This window comes from Marivivens aquimaris (assembly GCF_015220045.1).
GTDB lineage: Bacteria > Pseudomonadota > Alphaproteobacteria > Rhodobacterales > Rhodobacteraceae > Marivivens > Marivivens aquimaris.
On record NZ_JADBGB010000001.1, the window covers coordinates 1,904,759 to 1,922,586 of the forward strand.

Consider the following 17,828-nt stretch of genomic DNA (forward strand, 5'->3'; position numbering starts at 1 on the left):
CCTGTGTCAAGGTCACGCCAACTGACAACGGACAATTCACATGATCGACTATCTGGTTATCGGCGGCGGCATCGCCGGACTTGCAGCAGGCGCTGGCCTCTCGACCTTGGGACAAGTCACCGTGCTCGAAGCCGAAGACACGCTGGGCTATCACACCTCGGGTCGCTCCGCCGCGCTCTATGAACCCAGCTACGGCAGCAAAGCGGTCGAGGCACTGGGCCATGCTTCCCTCAAAGGGCATCAGGATGCTGGCGTCCTTTCCCCTCGCGGCGTGATGCTCGTCGCCAAATCGGATCAGCGCGCAGAGTTCGAAGCCGATACCGTAGGGATGGGCATGACCGAGATCGACATGGCCAAAGCGATGGACCTGTGCCCCATGCTCGATCCGGAAAAGGTCGCCTTTGCTGCCTACAACGAGGCGTCCTACGACATCGACACCGAACTGTTGATGCAGACCTATGCCAAGAAAATCCGTTCCAACGGCGGCAAAGTCGTCACCGCCCAGCGCGTCCAGTCCATCACGAAAACGGGCGAGACTTGGACCGTCACCACAGCCACCCGCACATTTGATGCCAAAAACATCGTCAACGCCGCAGGCTCTTGGGTCGACAAGGTCGCCGCACTAGCAGGAATTACCGAAATCGGCTTCCAGCCCAAACGTCGTTCCATGGCGCGCGTCCCCGCCCCCGATGGCATGAACCCATCCGCGTGGCCGATGATCTTCGGCGTGGAGGAAAGCTGGTACATGAAGCCCGACGCCGGCGCGCTCATTGTCTCGCCTGCCGACGCAACGCCCTCTGAACCGATGGACGCTTGGGCCGACGACATGGACCTCGCCGAAGGCATCGCCCGTTTCGAGGACCACACCACGGTAGAGGTCGACCGCATGATCGCGAACTGGGCGGGCCTCAGAACCTTCTCGCCCGACAAAACGCTCGTGCTCGGCCCCGATCCGCTCGATCCCTCGTTCATCTGGTGCGCGGGCCAAGGCGGCTACGGCTTTACCACAGCACCTGCCGTCAAAGACTTCATCCACGCCATCGTCACCGGCACCGAACTCCCGATCGACGCCGGGCACGCAGCCGCCGTGCTGCCGGATCGCTACCGCTGATCTGCCTTTGTGCCCCAAATATCCCGGGGTGAATTGGCCGCAGGCCAAGAGGGGCAGAGCCCCGAAATGAAAAGGGCGCCCGAAGGCGCCCTTTTGTACTTAGCCATCCACGCGGATGTTTGCGTTCTTCGGATCGTAGGGGCTGTCTTCGACGATTTCCGCGTCGTAGAGATCACCCATGATCTTGACCTTCAGCTTGGTGCCAACCTCGGCAAGCGCCGGTTTGACGTAGCCCATGCCGATCTGCTTGCCGAAGTGGACCGAGTAGCCACCCGAGGTCAGACGACCTGCGTAGTTGCCGTCCAGATCGCGCAGCGCTTCCTTACCCCACGGATCGGCATCTGCCGGACCGTCGATGAGGATGGTGACGCACTTCGAGCGCACGCCGATAGCTTCCATCTTCTCTTTGCCCTGGAATTCCTTGGACAGGTCGACGAAGCGCGGCAGGTCTGCTTCGAGCGGGGTCGCGTCGCGGCCCAGTTCGTTGCCGAATGCGCGGTAGGACTTCTCCTGACGCAGCCAGTTCTGTGCGCGGGCACCGACGAGCTTGCCGCCGTGCTTCTCAAGCGCCGGAACGAGCAGATCCCACAGGTAGTTCTGCATTTCGATCGGGTGGTGGAGTTCCCAGCCAAGCTCACCGGTGTAGGCCACGCGGATTGCGTTGACGGGGCACATGCCCAGTTCGATCTGACGCGCCGACAGCCACGGGAAGCGCTTGTTGGACAGCGCGGTTTCGACGTCGGCATCCTTGAGGACTTCCTTCAGGATATCGCGCGAACGCGGACCGGCCAGAGCGAAGACGCCCCACTGGGTGGTGACGTTCTGGATCTCGATGTAGCCGAACTCGGGCGCCTTGTCCTCGGCAGCCTTGCGCAGGAAGTCACCGTCATAGTCGGTCCATGCGCCTGCCGAAACGAGGTAGTACTCGTCCTCGCCCAGACGGACGATGGTGTATTCGGTGCGGGTGGTGCCTGCCTCGGTCAGCGCGTAGGTCAGGTTGATGCGACCGACCTTGGGCAGCTTGTTACAGGTGAACCAGTCGAGGAACTGGGTCGCGCCCGGTCCTTTGACGATGTGCTTGGTGAAGGCGGTCGCGTCGATAAGACCAGCGGTCTCGCGAACGGCTTTCGCCTCTTCCATGGCGTACTGCCACCAACCGCCGCGGCGGAAGCTGCGGCTGTCGTGGTCGAAGTTGTCGGCGGCGTCGAGCGGACCGTAGTAGTTCGGACGCTCCCAACCGTTGACCTGACCGAACTGAGCGCCGCGGGCCTTCTGGCGGTCGTACGCCGGAGCGGTACGCAGCGGACGGCAGGCTTCGCGCTCTTCGTCGGGGTGGTGCAGGATGTAGACGTGCTCGTAGCACTCTTCGTTCTTGCGGGCACCGTATTCGGTGGTCATCCACGAGCCGTAACGCTTGGGGTCGAGCGACGCCATGTCGATCTCGGCTTCGCCGTTGACCATCATCTGGGCAAGGTAGTAGCCGGTGCCGCCCGCAGCGGTGATACCGAACGAGAAGCCTTCGGCCAGCCACATGTTGCGCAGACCCGGAGCCGGACCGACGAGCGGGTTGCCGTCAGGGGTGTAGCAGATCGGGCCGTTGAAGTCGTCCTTGAGGCCCGCGACTTCCGACGACGGAAGACGGTGGATCATCGAGACATACTCTTCCTCGATACGGTCGAGGTCGAGCGGGAAGAGGTCGGCACGGAAGCTATCCGGAACGCCGTATTCGAAACGTGCCGGTGCGCCGCGCTCGTACGGGCCGAGGATCCAGCCGCCGCGCTCTTCGCGGACGTACCAGAGCGCATCAGCGTCACGCAGAACGGGGTGCTCGGGGTTGCCGGCTTCGCGGTATGCAACCAGCGCCGGATCGGGCTCGGTAACGATGAACTGGTGTTCGACGGGGATCGCGGGGATCTTGATGCCGAGCATCTTGGCAGTGCGCTGCGCGTGGTTACCGGTCGCGGTAACAACGTGCTCTGCGTGGATGACAGTCTGTTCGTCAGTCGGAACGAGGTTACCGCCCTTTTCGCCCATCTTGGTGACGGTGACTTCCCAGTGATCGCCAGTCCACTTGTAGCCGTCGACCTGCCACTTACGTTCGATGATGACGCCGCGCTGACGTGCGCCCTTGGCCATCGCCATGGTGACGTCGGCGGGGTTGATGTAGCCGTCCTGCGGGTGGAATAGAGCGCCCTTGAGGTCGTCGGTGCGAACCAGCGGCCAGCGTTCCTTGATCTGCGCGGGGGTCAGGAATTCGTGGTAAACGTCGGCGGTTTCGGCAACCGAGGAATACAGTTTGTATTCATCCATACGCTCGTCGGTCTGCGCCATACGCAGGTTGCCGCAGATCGAGAAGCCGGCATTCAGGCCGGTCTCTTCTTCGAGCGTCTTGTAGAAGTCGACCGAGTACTTGTGGATGTGGGTCGTCGCGTACGACATGTTGAACAGCGGCAGAAGACCGGCTGCGTGCCATGTCGAGCCGGAGGTCAGCTCGTCACGCTCGAGGAGCATGACGTCTTCCCAGCCAGCGCGGGCAAGGTGGTAGGCAATGGAGGTGCCGATGGCGCCACCACCGACAACAAGGGCGCGAACGTGCGATTTCATTAGGGCGACTCCCGTTTGGACTTGCAGGCACTTTTGCCAGATTGCGCAAAACAGCAATGGAAACAGCCGACCAGAAAGTGTCGAAAACCGACAGCATTTCATTCAGGCTGTGCGAAGGGACAGTAACAGTTCCGTTTGCCCCGCCGTTGGAAGCTCCAGATAAAACTGGAGTACATCCATGAAGCTGCACGCATTCTGTTCCCTTCTGGCCTCGGCCGCATTTGCTTCGGCCGCTTTCGCCGAAGGTTCTTCCAGCGACAATTCTGCATCGGCGGGTCATTCTCGTCTTGCCGCACTGCACTGGTCCTATCCCGACAGCGGAAACGAAAACTGGGGCATCCTGTCCGATACGTTCGCAGCCTGCGACAACGGTGCGGAGCAGTCTCCGATCGACCTAACGGGCGGCATCAGCTCCGACCTGCCCCAGCCGCAGCTGACATGGGATACCGCGGCTGATCTGACGGTCGTCGACAACGGTCACACCATTCAGGTCAACGTATCCAACGGCGGTGGCATGACGATCGGCGGCAAGTACTACGACCTGCTGCAGTTCCACTTCCACGCCCCGTCCGAACACGCCGTCAACGGCACTCGCGCGCCGATGGAAGTCCACTATGTCCACAAGGCAGCCGATGGCCAACTTGCTGTGATCGGTGTGCTCATGATCGGCGGCGGTACCAATGCGCTTTTCAACACCATCATGACCGGTGCCAGCGTCGAGGCGACTGACGGCTTCGAACTGGTCGGCCACTATGACCTTGGCGACCTCCTGCCGGAGAACACCAGCGTTTACCGTTACCAAGGCTCGCTCACCACGCCGCCGTGCTCGGAAACCGTGCTCTGGACCGTCATGCAGCAGCCCGTTGCTGTTTCAGACGAATCCATCTCCGCATTTGCAGCGCGTTACCCGATGAACGCACGCTCGCTCCAGCCGGTGAACCGTCGCTTCGTCCTGACGAACTAATCCGACAAGACATCACCGAGTCGCCGCGTCCCCGCAAAGGACGCGGCGTTTTTCGTTTCCGCACACATTGTTAGCGCCAACCCGCGCCCGTGTTTGCTTGCCGCCCTCTCGCCTGACCGCTACACCTTGCGCAAAAGTGGAGGGGCTATGCTGGTCTGCCGTTCAATCGCTGAAATCAGGGCTGCCGTGCGGGACTTTCGCGCCGCCGGTCAATCTGTCGGACTGGTGCCGACGATGGGCGCTTTGCACGATGGTCACCTATCGCTGGTGGCCGCCGCGAAAGCCGCCAATGACGCCGTTGTCGCCACGATTTTCGTGAATCCGACCCAGTTCGGCAATCCTGACGATCTGCTGAAATATCCGCGTACCGAAGACGAAGACCTCGCCAAGCTGGAAGCTGCCGGCGTTTCCGCCGTTTTCATGCCGCCCGTGAGCGAGATGTACCCCGAAGGCGCGGAGACGATTGTCGAGACAACGCAACTTGCAAACATGCTGCATGGCCTCGTCCGTCCCGGTCATTATCGCGGCGTCTGCACCATCGTGACGAAGCTGTTCAACATCGTCATGGCCGACAATGCCTACTTCGGCGAAAAGGACTACCAGCAGCTTCAGGTCATCCGCCGTATGGCGCTCGATCTGAATGTGCCGACCGCTGTGCATGGTGTACCCACTGTGCGAGAGGCTGACGGGCTGGCCATGTCCTCCCGCAACGTGCGCCTTTCACCCGAAGACCGTGCTGCCTCCGTCGTACTGAATGCCTCGCTCACCCGCGCCGAAGAGGTTGCGGAAAACGGCGGCACCATCGCGCAGATCGACGCGGCGATCCGTGATACGATCAACGCCGAGCCGCGTGCACGCCTGACAGGTGTCGACATCGTGCAGGCATTGACACTCCAGCCGGTGACGGGCCGCCCGAGCGGCACCATCGGCATTATGATGTCAGCCGAGTTCGGCCCCGAGGACAACACCGTCCTCCTCATTGACCAGAGGGAGATTGCCCTATGAGCACCCAGACCAAGACAATCCGCCGGACCACCGTCCCCCAAATCGCAGCCCGAAAAGGCGGCGAACCGATTGTCTCTCTGACGTCGTACCACGCGCATACTGCGGCCATCGTCGACAAATACGCCGACTTCATTCTAGTCGGTGACAGCCTCGGCATGGTGATGCACGGCATGGAGTCGACCGTGGGCGTGCCGCTCGACCTGATGATTATGCACGGCAAGGCTGTTGTGCGCGGTACTCAGCAGGCGCTCATAGTCGTCGACATGCCGTTTGGTACCTACGAGGAAAGCCCGAACATCGCGTTCCGCAACGCCGCGAAGATCATGAAGGAAACCGGCTGCGGCGCGGTCAAGCTCGAAGGCGGCAAGCGTATGGCCGAGACCATCCGCTTCCTGACCGAACGCGGCATTCCCGTCATGGCGCACATTGGCCTCACCCCGCAGTCGAGCCACGTTATGGGCGGTTTCAAGACCCAAGGCCGCGATGAGGACAGCTGGCCGCTCCACGAGGAGGACGCCAAGGTCGTCACCGAAGCAGGCGCCTTCGCCATCGTGCTTGAAGGCATGGTCGAACCTTTGGCGGCGAAGATCACCAAGCAGGTCGCCGTTCCGACCATCGGCATCGGCGCGTCGGCGCAGTGCGATGGCCAGATCCTCGTGCTCGAAGACATGCTCGGCCTGAACCCGTGGACCCCCAAGTTTGTAAAGGAATACGGCAAGCTCGGCGCGATGATCGAACAGGCCGTCTCCGACTACGCGGACGAGGTCAAAACCCGCGCGTTCCCTGGCGAAGATCAAGTCTACCGCTAAGCCAGCATACCAAAAACAGCGTGACGGCGCCGTCCGTCACGCTATGTATCTCTCATATTCTGATTTATGCCGGATTCGAGATATCACTATGCACCGTCGCGCCCTTTTCGCACTTCTCGCAGGCGCAGCTCTGACTGCCTGTACTCCCATCCTCTACGAAACCAACCCGATCAGCCGCGACATGCGCGCGACGCTGCGGATTGCTTCGATCGAGGTAAACACCGCTGGTACGGCTTTCGACAGCACCCGTGCGCGTGAATATACCAGCTCACTTGCGCCTGAACTCAAAGCCCAGCTGGAGCGTGAGTTCCGCGACCGCATGACGACCGGCACCGGCGTCCAGATGATTGTCGATGTCTCGCGCCTCAACGTTGCCGGCGCGACCACCACCGCCTTTGGCCGTGACCTGTCGACGCTACAAGGCTCCGCCCGCATCGTCCGCAACGGTGCGACCATCGGCACCTACAGCCTGCAAGTTACCGCAGGCGATGCGTCCACCACGACCACCGGCGCTCTGATCAGTTCCGCTGTCCAGTCGGGCGACGGTTATTACCGCACCCTGCTCGACAAATTCGCGCGCTCGGCCCGTGAACAGATCATCGGAGCCGACCTGCCTGGTGAGCGCCTGCTGCGCCAAATCACCAACTGACTGTGCGCTAGGCGAAGCTGGACATTACATCCGGCCTCGCCTAGCAATTCTCCCAAGATAGGGAGAAAACCATGCAGTCCAAAACTGTCATCATCGAAGAACACGGTGGCCCCGAGGCCCTGAAAATCGCGACCCGCGACGTAGGTGAACCCGCCGCCGGTCAGGTCCGCATTCGCCATCATGCCGTCGGTCTAAACTTCATCGATTGCTACCAGCGCTCGGGTCTCTACCCCATGCAGCTCCCTGCCGCTCTGGGAATGGAAGCCGCCGGTGTGATCGAAGCCGTCGGCGAAGGCGTCACACACCTCAAGGTCGGCGACCGCGCCGCTTACGCCGCCAACCCGCCGGGGTCCTACTGCGAAGCCCGCGTGATGCCCGCCGCTCAGGTCTGCCCCCTTCCCGATGCGATCAGCTTTGAAGAAGGCGCAGCAATGATGCTGAAGGGCCTGACAACGCACTACCTTTTCCGCCGCACCGTGCCGATCAAATCGGGCGATACGGTGCTGTTCCACGCCGCTGCAGGCGGTGTCGGTCTCATCGCCTGCCAATGGGCCAAGAGCGAAGGCATCACCCTCATCGGAACGGCGGGTTCCGATGAAAAATGCGCGCTCGCTGCCGAACATGGCGCGACGCATACGATCAATTACAACTCCGAAGACTTCGCCGAGCGCGTGAAGGAAATCACGGGTGGCAAAGGCGTAGACGTCGTGATGGACTCGGTCGGCGCGTCAACGTTCGAAGGTTCGCTGAACTGCCTGCGCCCGCTCGGCATGATGATCTCGTTCGGCAACGCGTCCGGAGCGGTGCCACCGTTCAGCCTACAAACGCTGGCGGCCAAAGGCTCGCTCCAGATCACGCGACCGACGCTGTTCACCCATATCGCCGATCACGCGACCTGCCAGCAGATGGCGGCCGAGCTGTTCGAAAAAGTCACTTCGGGTGACGTCAAAATCCGGATCGACCAGAGTTTCCCGCTCGAAGACGTCGCCGAGGCTCACCGCACGCTCGAAGCGCGCAAAACCACCGGCTGCACGATCCTGACGCTCTAAACGCTACTCGACCGCGCGGACACCGTAGGTCCGGAATGCGTTCCGGATCTGCTCCGCTTCCGTGCGGTCGGGATACAGTCGGTAACTCGGCGCAACGATCGGCGTCGCCCTGATCGCCTCGACGACGACAACACCGCGCACTTTGAACTCCGGTCCGGCCATCTTTTGCAAAGGGGCGGCGAGCGCGTCGAAATCGCTCGCGTCCTCGCAAACCATCCGCGCATCGCCGTGAATTTTGTAGCCTTTCTGGCGGAACACATCGACAAAGCTCACGCAGACCTTGTGATTGCCCTGAATGTTGCGACGCGACACCGGGCTCGCGATTTCGGCGATGTGGATTTCGCGATCACCGACCGCATAGAACATCTCTTTCGGGCTGACGTTCGGCTGCCCCTCGCCGTCTACGGTTGCCAGCCAGCATAAAACCGACTGGTCGATGGCACGGCGCACATCGTCTGTAAACATATCCCCTCCCCTTCATTCTGACCCAAATACCTCCGCCGGAGGCACCGGTTTCGCGCAGCGAAGCCGGATTAAAGGAACTCGGGCACCACCAGATCCGGCGGTTTGTGACCGTCCGCAAAGGTGTGGATGTTCAGGATCACCCGCTCACCCATTTCGACGCGCCCCTCCCGCGTCGCCGAGCCCATATGCGGCAGCAGTACAACATTGCTCAACTCGCGCAGGCGCGGATTGAACTGCGCGCCTTGCTCGAACACATCAAGGCCCGCACCCGCGATCTCCCCCGCCCGCAGCATTCGCGTCAGCGCGTTCTCGTCGATAACCTCTCCGCGGCTGGTATTCACTATCACCGCGTCGGGTTTCATCAGTTTCAGGCGACGCGCATTCATCAGGTGAAACGTCGCGGGCGTGTGCGGACAGTTGATCGAGATGATATCCATCCGCGCGACCATCTGGTCGAGACTGTCCCAGTAGGTCGCACCCAGCTCCTGCTCGGTCTCGGGCCGCAGACGGCGGCGGTTATGGTAGTGCACAGACATTCCAAATGCGGCCGCACGGCGAGCAACCGCCTGACCGATGCGGCCCATGCCGAGGATACCCAAACGGCGGCCCGCAATCCGGCCACCTAGCATCCCCGTTGGCGACCAGCCCTCCCAGTCTCCAGCCTGCATCATTGCAAGACCCTCGGGAATACGGCGCACCACGGCGAGGATCAGCGCCATCGTCATGTCGGCGGTGTCTTCGGTCATCACACCCGGCGTATTCGACACCTCGATACCCGCATCGCGCGCGGCATCAACATCAATGTGGTCCGTCCCTGCACCAAAGTTCGCGATCAGCTTCAAACGCTCACCGGCTGCTTTGATCACCTCGGCGTCGATCCTGTCCGTGATTGAGGGCACCAGAACATCCGCATCCTGAAGTGCCGCAGTCAGCTCCGCCTTGCTCATGACGGTGTCATCGTCACGTAGGCGCACATCGAAAAGCTCTTTCATCCGCGTTTCGATCTGGTCGGGCAACCGTCGCGTTACAACAACACTCAATTGTTTTCCCGGCATGCTACCCTCTACGCAACTTTTCATTTGCTTTCTTACAATGCAGATTGCCTGCACCTCGCGCATGATACAAGAGCAGCATATGCCCCGCGCGGCAACAGGCTTACAGGTGACACGATGCGCCCCATGATGCGTCCGATCGCAACTCTGATTGCGTTGATGCTCGCCGTTTCGGTTCACGCCGAAGACGCGCCTTCAAGCGTGCCTGAACCCCAAGAACTGGGCGAAGTGACCAACCTACCCCTTCCCCGTTTTGTCTCGCTCAAAGCGCAGGAGGCAAACGTGCGCCGCGGCCCTTCGACCGACTATCGGATCGACTGGGTGTTCACGCGCCGCGACATGCCGCTTCAGGTCACCGCCGAACATGGCCACTGGCGCCGCGTTATCGACCGTGACGGCATGGGTGGATGGGTGCATTACATCATGCTCTCGGGCAGCCGCACCGTGATCATCGACGAGATGACTCCCCTGTTTTCCATGCCCGACGAGGACGCCACGCAAGAAGCGCAGCTTGAAAGCGGCGTGGTTGCCCGCATCCGCGAATGCAACGTCGACTGGTGCAAGCTCTCCGCCGGCGGATTTACGGGCTGGAGCCCGAAAACCAATCTTTGGGGGGTGGGCGAGACCGAAGTCATAGACTAGATAGTCCCTCCCAGACTCAGGAGACCTGACCATGCCGGACAGAGAAAGAACGAAACTCTCAATCTCCGCCGGTGTCCTCTCCGTAACGGTCGCGCTGTTGCTTGTTGGCGCAAAACTCTGGGCACTTGCCGCCACGAACTCTCTATCCATCGCTGCGACCCTCGCCGATAGCGCGCTTGATCTGCTCATGTCGCTTGGCGGTCTGGCCGCGATTATATACGCATCGAAACCTGCGGACGACGATCACGCCTTCGGTCACACGTCGGCAGAAGACCTCGCAGCTTTGGCCCAATCCGTGTTCATTATGGTGTCGGCCTGCGCCATCGCCATCGCGGCTTACCTGCGCCTGACCTCGGATGCGGTGTCGCCCGTTGCACGTGAGGGCGCGGGCATGGTCGTCATGGTGTTCTCGATAGTTGTGACGCTGATCCTCGTCGCATGGCAGCGGTACGTCAGCAAACGCACTGGCAACAAGGTGGTCGAGGCCGACTCGCTCCATTACGTGGGCGACCTGATCCCCAACATGGGTGCGCTGATTGCGCTTTGGCTAAACGCGCAGTTTGGGCTGGGCTCGGTCGACAGCATCGTGGCCCTGCTCGCCGCCCTGCTCATGGCCGTGGGCGCGATCCGCATCGGCAAGCAAGCGTTCGATGCGCTGATGGACCGCGCGGCCAGCAACGATTTTATTGCTGACGTCGAAAAGATTGTTGGCGAGTTTCCCGGCGTGCATGGCTTCCATGATCTGAAAACCCGCCGTGCTGGGAGCCGCGTATTTCTGAACATCCACATCGAACTCGACGGCAGCCAGACCCTCGACGAAGCCCATTCGATTGGTGCCGCCCTTCGCCGTGCAATCGTTGCCGCCCGCCCCGAAGCAGACGTTCTGATCCACAAAGACCCGATCGGCGTGGAACGCCACCCCGACGATCCACGAAACGCTTAACGATAGAACGCGCCGCTCACAGGCTGGATGACCGCGTTCTCGAATGCGTTGAACACGAACGCGCCTGTCGACGCGAAGTCGCCCCTGCCCGAGTCCGCCTGTTGCAATTCCGAATAGTGCTGAGCGACGCCGATGTAGCCGCTATGGCCGAGCGGGTCGAAGTCCACGGACGAGATGTCGATCAGCTGGACGTGCGCGAGCTGCGCCGCCTCCGCGACCGCTGGATCCGTAACATCGACCGATCCCAGCTTCGGCCTGCCGCCCGCCAGTCGCGCGGCGAGGTCGAGCGCGCGGTCTTTGCGTGACACCAGCACCGCGATAGGCGTCTTCATCGGCCCGATCAGATCCATCGCCCGCCCGAAAACGAACGTATCCACATCGGGCGCGGCTAGGATTACCTCCAACCCGTCAAGCACATCCTGACGGCCTGCGAGCTTGAGTATCCGCAGCGCCTCGACCGTCAGCCAGCCGCCCATGCTGTGCGCGAAAACGACAGTCCTCAGCCCCGTGTTGTGCAGATCGGTCAGCAGATCGGCCAAAGGGTCGCGGGAGAACAGAACGCCTTGCGCGTCAGTCTCGTAGCCGAGGGGATTGCCCTCCGACGGCCAAGAGAACAGCACCGAGGCCACGGTGTCAGAATCCGAATCCGCATTGAGCTGCGCAACACGGAACAGCGCTTCTTGGAAGCGTTGGTTGAAGCCATGTACGAACACGCCGACTTCGCCATCGCCAAGGTTGTCGCGATGGACTTGGCGGAGGAATTCCTCGCGGGTCAGCGTACCTGTATCGACCACGAGGAAGTCCGTCACAGGATCGGGGTCGAGGTTCGGCCACTTGATGCTGCCCTCGGTCCGCTCCGGCGGAACGGAGATGTCGTAGTAGCGGTAACCCGTCGCGAAATCGAATGACGCGTTGTAGCCATACTCGGTCGGTGTGCGCGACGAGACGACGAAAAGGCGAATAATTTCGGCGTCGTCACCAATGTCGACATAGGGCACCAGCACATTATCGCCCGGTCTTTGCGAACAGGCTGTGACGAACAGAAGTGCAATGAAAACCAGAATGCTGCGCATCAAAGTGACTTCACCAATCAAATGAAAGGAGCGCCCGATGGGCGCCCCAGATTATGCAACGTCCAACAGGTCGCGGCCCTTGAGCAGCGCCTCGACACCGGGCAACCGGCCACGGAAGCGGGTGTAAAGTTCGGCCGCTTCGACCGTGCCGCCCATGGACAGAATGTTGTCTTCGAGCGACTTCGCCGTCGCGGGATCGAAGGCGCCGCCGGCTTCCTCGAAGGCTTGGAAAGCGTCGGCGTCCATGACCTCGGACCACATGTAGCTGTAGTAGCCGCACGAGTAGCCGTCGCCTGCAAAGACGTGCGCAAAGTGCGGCGTCGCGTGGCGCATGCGGATCGCGTGGGGCATCCCGATATCTTCGAGGACTTCGGCCTGCTTTTGCATAGGATCAGCGGGCGGCGTGCCAAGGTGGAATTCGAGGTCAACGATGGCCGAAGCCACGTACTCGACAGTCTGGTAGCCCATGTCGTAGGTCGCGGCGCCGAGCACTTTGTCCAGCAATTCCTGCGGCATAGCCTCGCCCGCCGGATTGACGGCGAACTTCGACAGGACTTCGGGAACCTCCAGCCAATGCTCGAATAGCTGGCTGGGAAGCTCGACGAAATCGCGCGCAACGGAGGTGCCGGACATCGACTCGTAGGTCACGTCAGACAGCATCTGGTGCAGCGCATGGCCGAATTCGTGGAATAGCGTGCGAGCGTCATCGTAGGATAGAAGCGCGGGCTTTCCGGCGACGGGCTTGGCAAAGTTGCAGACGTTCACCACGATCGGGCGAATGTCGCCTGCCAGCTTCTGTTGGCTGCGCATGGCCGAACACCACGCGCCCGACCGTTTCGAGCCGCGCGCGAAGTAGTCGCCAACGAAAAGCGCGATGTGCTCGCCGTTCCGCGAGACTTCGAACAGACGGACGTCGGGGTGATATTTCGGGCCGTCGACCGGCTTGCACTTGAGGCCGAACAGGCGGTTCGCGCAGTCAAAGGCCGCCTCAATCATGTTGTCGAGCTGGAAATACGGCTTTACCTGACCCTCATCGAGGTCATGCTCGGCCTGACGGCGCTTTTCCGAATAGTAATGCCAATCCCACGCCTCAAGCGGCGCGGCGTGCCCGTCAGCCTTCAGCATCTCTTCCAGCGTCGCCGCATCCGAGACCGCCTTGGCGCGCGCAGGTTGCCAGACATTCATCAGCAGATCGCGGACAGCCTCAGGCGTGCCCGCCATTTCGGTTTCCAGCTTGTAGTGCGCGAAGTCATCGTAGCCCAGCAGGTTGGCCCGCTCGTAACGCAGCGCGAGGATTTCCGCAGCAATCGCGCGGTTGTCCGTCTTTCCGCCATTCGCACCGCGCGACGTCCACGCTTCATACGCGATTTTGCGCAGTGCACGGTCAGGGCAAAATTGCAAAAATGGAACAATTACCGACCGCGAAAGGGTTACAACGGGCCCCTCTTTTTCCTTTTCCTGACCTGCGGCCCTCAGAGCGTCGGCTACGAACTCGGGCAGGTCGGTGAGCAGGCTTTCGTCGACCTCATGGTACCAGTCACGTTCGTCCGCGAGCAGATTCTGGGTGAATTCGGTGCCGAGCACCGACAGGCGGCCTTTGACTTCCTTGAGGCGGTCAGCGTCCGGCCCCTTCAGCTGCGCACCCGAGCGGACGAACGAACGGTGGGTCAGATAGAGCAAGCGCTGCTGCTCTTCAGTCAGCTCCAACTCGTCCTTTTGCTGCCATAGCTGGTCGATCCGCTCGAACAGAGCCTCGTTCGCCGTGATGTCGGACCAGAAAGCCGAGAGCTTGGGAGAAAATTCCCGCATCAGCGCCTCACGGGCCGGGTTCGAGTCCGCGCCGGCGACCGCATAGAACGCACCGAGCACGCGATCCAACTTTTCGGTAGCACGCTCCAGTGCCTCGATCGTGCCGGCGAAGGTAATTTCTTCCTGCTGGGTAATCGCGTCGATATTCGCCTGCGCATCGACCAGCGCAGCATCGACGGCGGGTGCGAAATCGTCGTCACTGATGTTTTCGAAAGGCGGCAGCCCGAACGGCGTGTCCCAGTTTGCAAGAAGCGGGTTGGTCATGGAAATACTCCTGTTTGAACGCAAGGTAGGACGCTCAACGGTGACCTGCCAGCCCGAAATCACTGGCCCTTGCGTAAGACGCGGCTCCAGAACCCCGGCTCGGGTGGGGCCGAGGGTTCGTAGATGACTTTGACGTCCTCGTACCGCTGCGCAGAGCCGAGGTGGACGGGCACAGATAGCGCCGACATGTCCGCCTTGGCCGCTGCATCACAGAGCGCGGGGATCACCAATTCGCCGACATAATCGACGTGATCGTAAGGCTGGCGAAGGGCGGGAACCTGCTCATCGCCATGCATTTCCCAGTCCGACAGTTCCGCCAGTTGCTGGATATCGATGACCGGCTGGAACGACGACAGCCGCGCATGGAGCCGCCGCGCGGCCTCGTCATTCGCGACGCTTTGATTATTGCCAGAGACGTAAGCCAGCAGCGCGGGGAATTTCTCGGTCAGGTCGTCTTCGTAGATCGCGATGACGATACGTGCGGTTCCCTCCGGCACCGGAGTCGCGGCGAGGAGGCGGAAAAACTGGACGAACCCGTTCTCCTGCTCGGCCAGTCTGTCACGGATAATGCGTCGAAAAATCTGGGCGCGATCGTCAAAATTCACGAAGCGATGTCTCCTGTTGGTAGCGCCGGATGGCCATTGCACGACATAGGCTTAGCGAAGCGGAAACCAAGTCAGGAATGCATGCCGCCGCATACGGGACAGTCATCGCTGTGTTTCGTTTTCATGATCCGTGTGTCGGCATAAAGCGCGTCGTACATCATGAGGCGTCCGCGCAGGCTTTCTCCGGCACCGGTGATGTACTTCACCGCTTCGGCAGCCATCATGGAGCCAATGATGCCCGGCAACGGGCCGAGAACCCCTGCCTCAGCGCAGGACGGAACAAGGCCAGCGGCGGGCGCTTCGGGGAAGACACACTGATAGCATGGGCCACCATTCGCGGGGTCATAGAGCGAGATTTGACCCTCCCACTGGGTCATTGCCGCTGAGATCAACGGCTTACGGGCCTCGACGGCGACACGATTCACCAGATAGCGTGTGTCGAAATTATCCGTGCCGTCGAGCACGAGGTCGTACTCGGCAACCAGCGCGGCAGCGTTTTCCGCAGTTAGTTTGCGGGTGTAGGGCTTCACCGTGATCCACGGATTAAGCGCAGTCATCGCAGAGGCCGCCGAAAGCGCCTTGGGCTGACCAATGGCCGCGTCGGTGTGGATCACCTGCCGCTGGAGGTTCGAGTTGTCGACGGTATCCTCGTCGATGACGCCGATCTGACCAACGCCAGCAGCAGCGAGATAAAGCAGCGCAGACGAACCAAGCCCCCCTGCCCCGACGACCAATACTTTGGCATTCTTCAGTTTTTTCTGACCCGGGCCGCCGATTTCGCGCAGCATGATGTGGCGCGCATATCGGTCGAGCTCGCTGTCGTTAAAAGTACCGGTTTGCTTGGCAGGTTCCGATTTTGCCTTGGCGAGCGTGCGGACTTTCCGCAGACCAAAGCTGTATCCAACGACCACAAGCCCGAAACCGAGAAACAGCAACCACAGACGCGGGTCACCGCCCGTTGCTTGGCGGAGCGGATGGCCGAAAGGCAGCGTGAACTGGATCAGCAGCACGGCAATCATCAGAATGCCGATCATGACCGCGCGAGCGCGAACGGGCGCTTTCATCGCCCATCCAATGCCCCAAAGGGCGGCAGCCATGACAAGGACAAGTATCATGCGCGCCCCGTGGACCCAAAGCCGCCTTCGCCGCGGGCCGTATCGCTAAGGCTTTCGCCCACGATGAAGCGCCCTTGGACGACCGGCGCGACAACGAACTGCGCAATGCGTTCGCCGTGGGCGATGTGGAATGGCTCCTGCCCCGCGTTCATGACGATCACGCCAACTGGTCCGCGATAATCGGCGTCGATGGTGCCAGGTGTATTTGGCAGCGTGATACCGTGCTTCAACGCCAGACCGGAACGGGGACGGACCTGCACCTCGTAATTCTCTGGGATTTCCATTTTGAAACCACACGGCACAAGTGTCCGCGCGCCTGGTTCGAGCGTCACACCCTCACGCTTGTCGGCCCCGAAATTAGCGCGGACATCGGCACCGGCGGCGCCAGCGGTAGCGTAGGCGGGCAGCGGCACTGATTGGTCAGCATCTGCGAGCCACTCGATAGTAATTCCGATCACGGCTTATCCTTTCTCGGGCGCGAGCGCCGTAGCAATTCGTTCGGCAAGGCGGCGCGCGACCTCGGTCTTGGACATACGCGGCCACTCCTCCGCTCTATCGGCGGAGATCAGCGTCACGGCGTTTTCCTTGCCGCCCATGATGCCCGTTTCGGGCGAAACGTCGTTGGCCACAATCCAGTCGCAGCCCTTGCGCTCGCGTTTTGCGGTGGCGTGGGCAATGACATCGTCGGTTTCAGCCGCGAAGCCCACTACCAACGCCGGGCGATTGACCGTCAGCTTGCTGACTTCGGCAAGGATGTCGGCGTTTTCGGCGAAGGTGAGAGTGGGCAGCTTGCCATTTTCTTTCTTGATTTTCGAGGCCGAGGCAGAGGCCACCCGCCAGTCGGCAACGGCAGCAGCAAAGACACCCGCATCTGCCGGAAGGGCGTCCAAAACAGCCTGATGCATCTCTGCAGCGGATTGCACTTTTACAACATTCACGCCACTTGGCGGCGGGATATCGGCTGGGCCTGTCACAAATTCAACATCCGCGCCCATTTCGGCGAGCGCAGTAGCGATGGCTGTACCTTGAGCACCAGAGGAGCGATTTGCGATGTAGCGCACCGGATCAATCGGCTCGTGCGTCGGGCCGGAGGTCACAATGATGCGCTTGCCTTTAAGCGGTCCGTTTCCGAATGTCCGCTCGACGGCAGCGACGATCTCGAGCGGTTCGGACATGCGCCCCGGGCCGTATTCGCCGCAGGCCATGTCGCCTTCGTTCGGGCCGGAAAACAGAACACCGTCGCCTGCGAGGGTCGCGATATTGCGCTGGGTTGCAGGGTGATCCCACATGCGGACGTTCATCGCGGGCGCAACCAGAACGCGTTTGTCGGTCGCCATCAGAAGCGTCGAAGCGAGATCGTCCGCGTGCCCGTTTGCCATCTTCGCCATCAGGTCGGCCGTGGCAGGAGCAACGACGACGAGGTCGGCCGAACGCGAAAGCTGGATGTGGCCCATCTCTGCCTCTTCGGTGAGGTCAAAGAGGTCCTGATAGACCTTGTGGCCAGCCAGAGCAGAAACCGAAAGCGGGGTGACGAACTCCGATCCGCCCTTAGTCAGCACAGGGACCACGGCCGCACCGCGTTCTTTCAGGCGACGGATCAGGTCGAGCGATTTGTAGGCCGCGATGCCGCCGCCAATGATCAAGAGAATCCGCTTGCCTGCGAGCATGT

General features: G+C 61.3%; 17 protein-coding genes. 8 read left to right on the forward strand and 9 right to left on the reverse strand.

From position 1 onward, the window contains the following. The first annotated feature begins 40 nt into the window (after positions 1–40). Positions 41–1,111, forward strand: coding sequence for an NAD(P)/FAD-dependent oxidoreductase (locus IF204_RS09370; RefSeq protein ID WP_194096464.1), 1,071 nt, complete (start codon positions 41–43; stop codon positions 1,109–1,111). A 99-nt stretch (positions 1,112–1,210) separates the two neighbouring features. On the opposite strand, the gene IF204_RS09375 is transcribed toward IF204_RS09370, so the two are convergent. Further along, complete coding sequence (locus IF204_RS09375) at positions 1,211–3,715, reverse strand: GcvT family protein (RefSeq protein WP_194096466.1); 2,505 nt, start codon at positions 3,713–3,715, stop codon at positions 1,211–1,213. A gap of 178 nt (positions 3,716–3,893) precedes the next feature. Between IF204_RS09375 and IF204_RS09380 the strand changes: the two genes are divergently transcribed. The 5 genes from IF204_RS09380 to IF204_RS09400 all read left to right on the forward strand — a co-directional run bounded on the left by IF204_RS09380 (position 3,894) and on the right by IF204_RS09400 (position 8,191). After that, on the forward strand, positions 3,894–4,679 hold the full coding sequence (locus IF204_RS09380; protein ID WP_194096468.1) for a carbonic anhydrase: 786 nt from the start codon (positions 3,894–3,896) through the stop codon (positions 4,677–4,679). 147 nt (positions 4,680–4,826) lie between these two features. Next, entirely contained in the window at positions 4,827–5,684 is an 858-nt protein-coding gene (gene panC / locus IF204_RS09385) for a pantoate--beta-alanine ligase (RefSeq protein ID WP_194096470.1), read from the forward strand. Then, positions 5,681–6,493, forward strand: coding sequence for a 3-methyl-2-oxobutanoate hydroxymethyltransferase (gene panB / locus IF204_RS09390; protein ID WP_194096472.1), 813 nt, complete (start codon positions 5,681–5,683; stop codon positions 6,491–6,493). Before panC ends, panB begins: the two co-directional genes overlap by 4 nt. Positions 6,494–6,581: 88 nt before the next feature. Then, entirely contained in the window at positions 6,582–7,142 is a 561-nt protein-coding gene (locus IF204_RS09395) for a hypothetical protein (RefSeq protein WP_194096474.1), read from the forward strand. Positions 7,143–7,213: 71 nt separating this feature from the next. Continuing rightward, positions 7,214–8,191, forward strand: a complete 978-nt coding sequence (locus tag IF204_RS09400) for a quinone oxidoreductase family protein (RefSeq protein ID WP_194096476.1) — start codon at positions 7,214–7,216, stop codon at positions 8,189–8,191. A 3-nt stretch (positions 8,192–8,194) separates the two neighbouring features. Here the strand turns inward: IF204_RS09400 and IF204_RS09405 are convergent, their stop codons facing one another. Both IF204_RS09405 and IF204_RS09410 read right to left on the reverse strand, forming a co-directional pair. Further along, entirely contained in the window at positions 8,195–8,656 is a 462-nt protein-coding gene (locus IF204_RS09405; protein ID WP_194096477.1) for a pyridoxamine 5'-phosphate oxidase family protein, read from the reverse strand. Positions 8,657–8,724: 68 nt separating this feature from the next. After that, the gene (locus IF204_RS09410) at positions 8,725–9,711 is read right to left on the reverse strand and encodes a 2-hydroxyacid dehydrogenase (protein WP_194096479.1); all 987 of its coding nucleotides are present in this window, start codon (positions 9,709–9,711) and stop codon (positions 8,725–8,727) included. A 126-nt stretch (positions 9,712–9,837) separates the two neighbouring features. Here IF204_RS09410 and IF204_RS09415 point away from each other — a divergent pair, with 126 nt between their 5' ends. Together IF204_RS09415 and IF204_RS09420 are read left to right on the forward strand one after the other, a co-directional pair. Then, entirely contained in the window at positions 9,838–10,350 is a 513-nt protein-coding gene (locus IF204_RS09415) for an SH3 domain-containing protein (RefSeq protein WP_407658940.1), read from the forward strand. A gap of 31 nt (positions 10,351–10,381) precedes the next feature. Beyond that, positions 10,382–11,293: a cation diffusion facilitator family transporter gene (locus IF204_RS09420; protein ID WP_167636084.1), complete on the forward strand. Its 912-nt coding sequence runs from the start codon at positions 10,382–10,384 to the stop codon at positions 11,291–11,293. Here IF204_RS09420 and IF204_RS09425 read toward each other — a convergent pair. The 6 genes from IF204_RS09425 to coaBC all read right to left on the reverse strand — a co-directional run bounded on the left by IF204_RS09425 (position 11,290) and on the right by coaBC (position 17,826). Next, the gene (locus IF204_RS09425) at positions 11,290–12,366 is read right to left on the reverse strand and encodes an alpha/beta hydrolase (protein WP_194096481.1); all 1,077 of its coding nucleotides are present in this window, start codon (positions 12,364–12,366) and stop codon (positions 11,290–11,292) included. The genes IF204_RS09420 and IF204_RS09425 overlap by 4 nt on opposite strands. Positions 12,367–12,417: 51 nt before the next feature. After that, positions 12,418–14,439, reverse strand: coding sequence for a M3 family metallopeptidase (locus IF204_RS09430; RefSeq protein ID WP_194096482.1), 2,022 nt, complete (start codon positions 14,437–14,439; stop codon positions 12,418–12,420). Positions 14,440–14,498: 59 nt separating this feature from the next. Then, complete coding sequence (locus IF204_RS09435) at positions 14,499–15,044, reverse strand: hypothetical protein (RefSeq protein ID WP_194096483.1); 546 nt, start codon at positions 15,042–15,044, stop codon at positions 14,499–14,501. Between the two features lie 71 nt (positions 15,045–15,115). Continuing rightward, positions 15,116–16,159: a HesA/MoeB/ThiF family protein gene (locus tag IF204_RS09440; protein WP_194096484.1), complete on the reverse strand. Its 1,044-nt coding sequence runs from the start codon at positions 16,157–16,159 to the stop codon at positions 15,116–15,118. Then, positions 16,156–16,617: a dUTP diphosphatase gene (gene dut / locus IF204_RS09445; protein ID WP_194096485.1), complete on the reverse strand. Its 462-nt coding sequence runs from the start codon at positions 16,615–16,617 to the stop codon at positions 16,156–16,158. Before dut ends, IF204_RS09440 begins: the two co-directional genes overlap by 4 nt. A 3-nt stretch (positions 16,618–16,620) precedes the next feature. After that, a complete protein-coding gene (gene coaBC / locus IF204_RS09450) occupies positions 16,621–17,826 on the reverse strand; it encodes a bifunctional phosphopantothenoylcysteine decarboxylase/phosphopantothenate--cysteine ligase CoaBC (RefSeq protein ID WP_194096486.1) in 1,206 nt (401 codons plus the stop codon). Positions 17,827–17,828 lie beyond the last annotated feature (2 nt).

Excerpts from the sequence above, each read along its gene's own strand:
- panB (WP_194096472.1), top strand. The coding sequence starts at position 5,681 with ATGAGCACCCAGACCAAGACAATCCGCCGGACCACCGTCCCCCAAATC.
- IF204_RS09420 (WP_167636084.1), top strand. The coding sequence starts at position 10,382 with ATGCCGGACAGAGAAAGAACGAAACTCTCAATCTCCGCCGGTGTCCTC.
- IF204_RS09405 (WP_194096477.1), bottom strand. The coding sequence starts at position 8,656 with ATGTTTACAGACGATGTGCGCCGTGCCATCGACCAGTCGGTTTTATGC.
- panC (WP_194096470.1), top strand. The coding sequence starts at position 4,827 with ATGCTGGTCTGCCGTTCAATCGCTGAAATCAGGGCTGCCGTGCGGGAC.
- IF204_RS09400 (WP_194096476.1), top strand. The coding sequence starts at position 7,214 with ATGCAGTCCAAAACTGTCATCATCGAAGAACACGGTGGCCCCGAGGCC.
- IF204_RS09370 (WP_194096464.1), top strand. The coding sequence starts at position 41 with ATGATCGACTATCTGGTTATCGGCGGCGGCATCGCCGGACTTGCAGCA.
- IF204_RS09415 (WP_407658940.1), top strand. The coding sequence starts at position 9,838 with ATGCGTCCGATCGCAACTCTGATTGCGTTGATGCTCGCCGTTTCGGTT.
- IF204_RS09380 (WP_194096468.1), top strand. The coding sequence starts at position 3,894 with ATGAAGCTGCACGCATTCTGTTCCCTTCTGGCCTCGGCCGCATTTGCT.
- IF204_RS09375 (WP_194096466.1), bottom strand. The coding sequence starts at position 3,715 with ATGAAATCGCACGTTCGCGCCCTTGTTGTCGGTGGTGGCGCCATCGGC.
- IF204_RS09410 (WP_194096479.1), bottom strand. The coding sequence starts at position 9,711 with ATGCCGGGAAAACAATTGAGTGTTGTTGTAACGCGACGGTTGCCCGAC.
- IF204_RS09395 (WP_194096474.1), top strand. The coding sequence starts at position 6,582 with ATGCACCGTCGCGCCCTTTTCGCACTTCTCGCAGGCGCAGCTCTGACT.
- IF204_RS09440 (WP_194096484.1), bottom strand. The coding sequence starts at position 16,159 with ATGATACTTGTCCTTGTCATGGCTGCCGCCCTTTGGGGCATTGGATGG.
- IF204_RS09430 (WP_194096482.1), bottom strand. The coding sequence starts at position 14,439 with ATGACCAACCCGCTTCTTGCAAACTGGGACACGCCGTTCGGGCTGCCG.
- coaBC (WP_194096486.1), bottom strand. The coding sequence starts at position 17,826 with ATGCTCGCAGGCAAGCGGATTCTCTTGATCATTGGCGGCGGCATCGCG.
- IF204_RS09425 (WP_194096481.1), bottom strand. The coding sequence starts at position 12,366 with ATGCGCAGCATTCTGGTTTTCATTGCACTTCTGTTCGTCACAGCCTGT.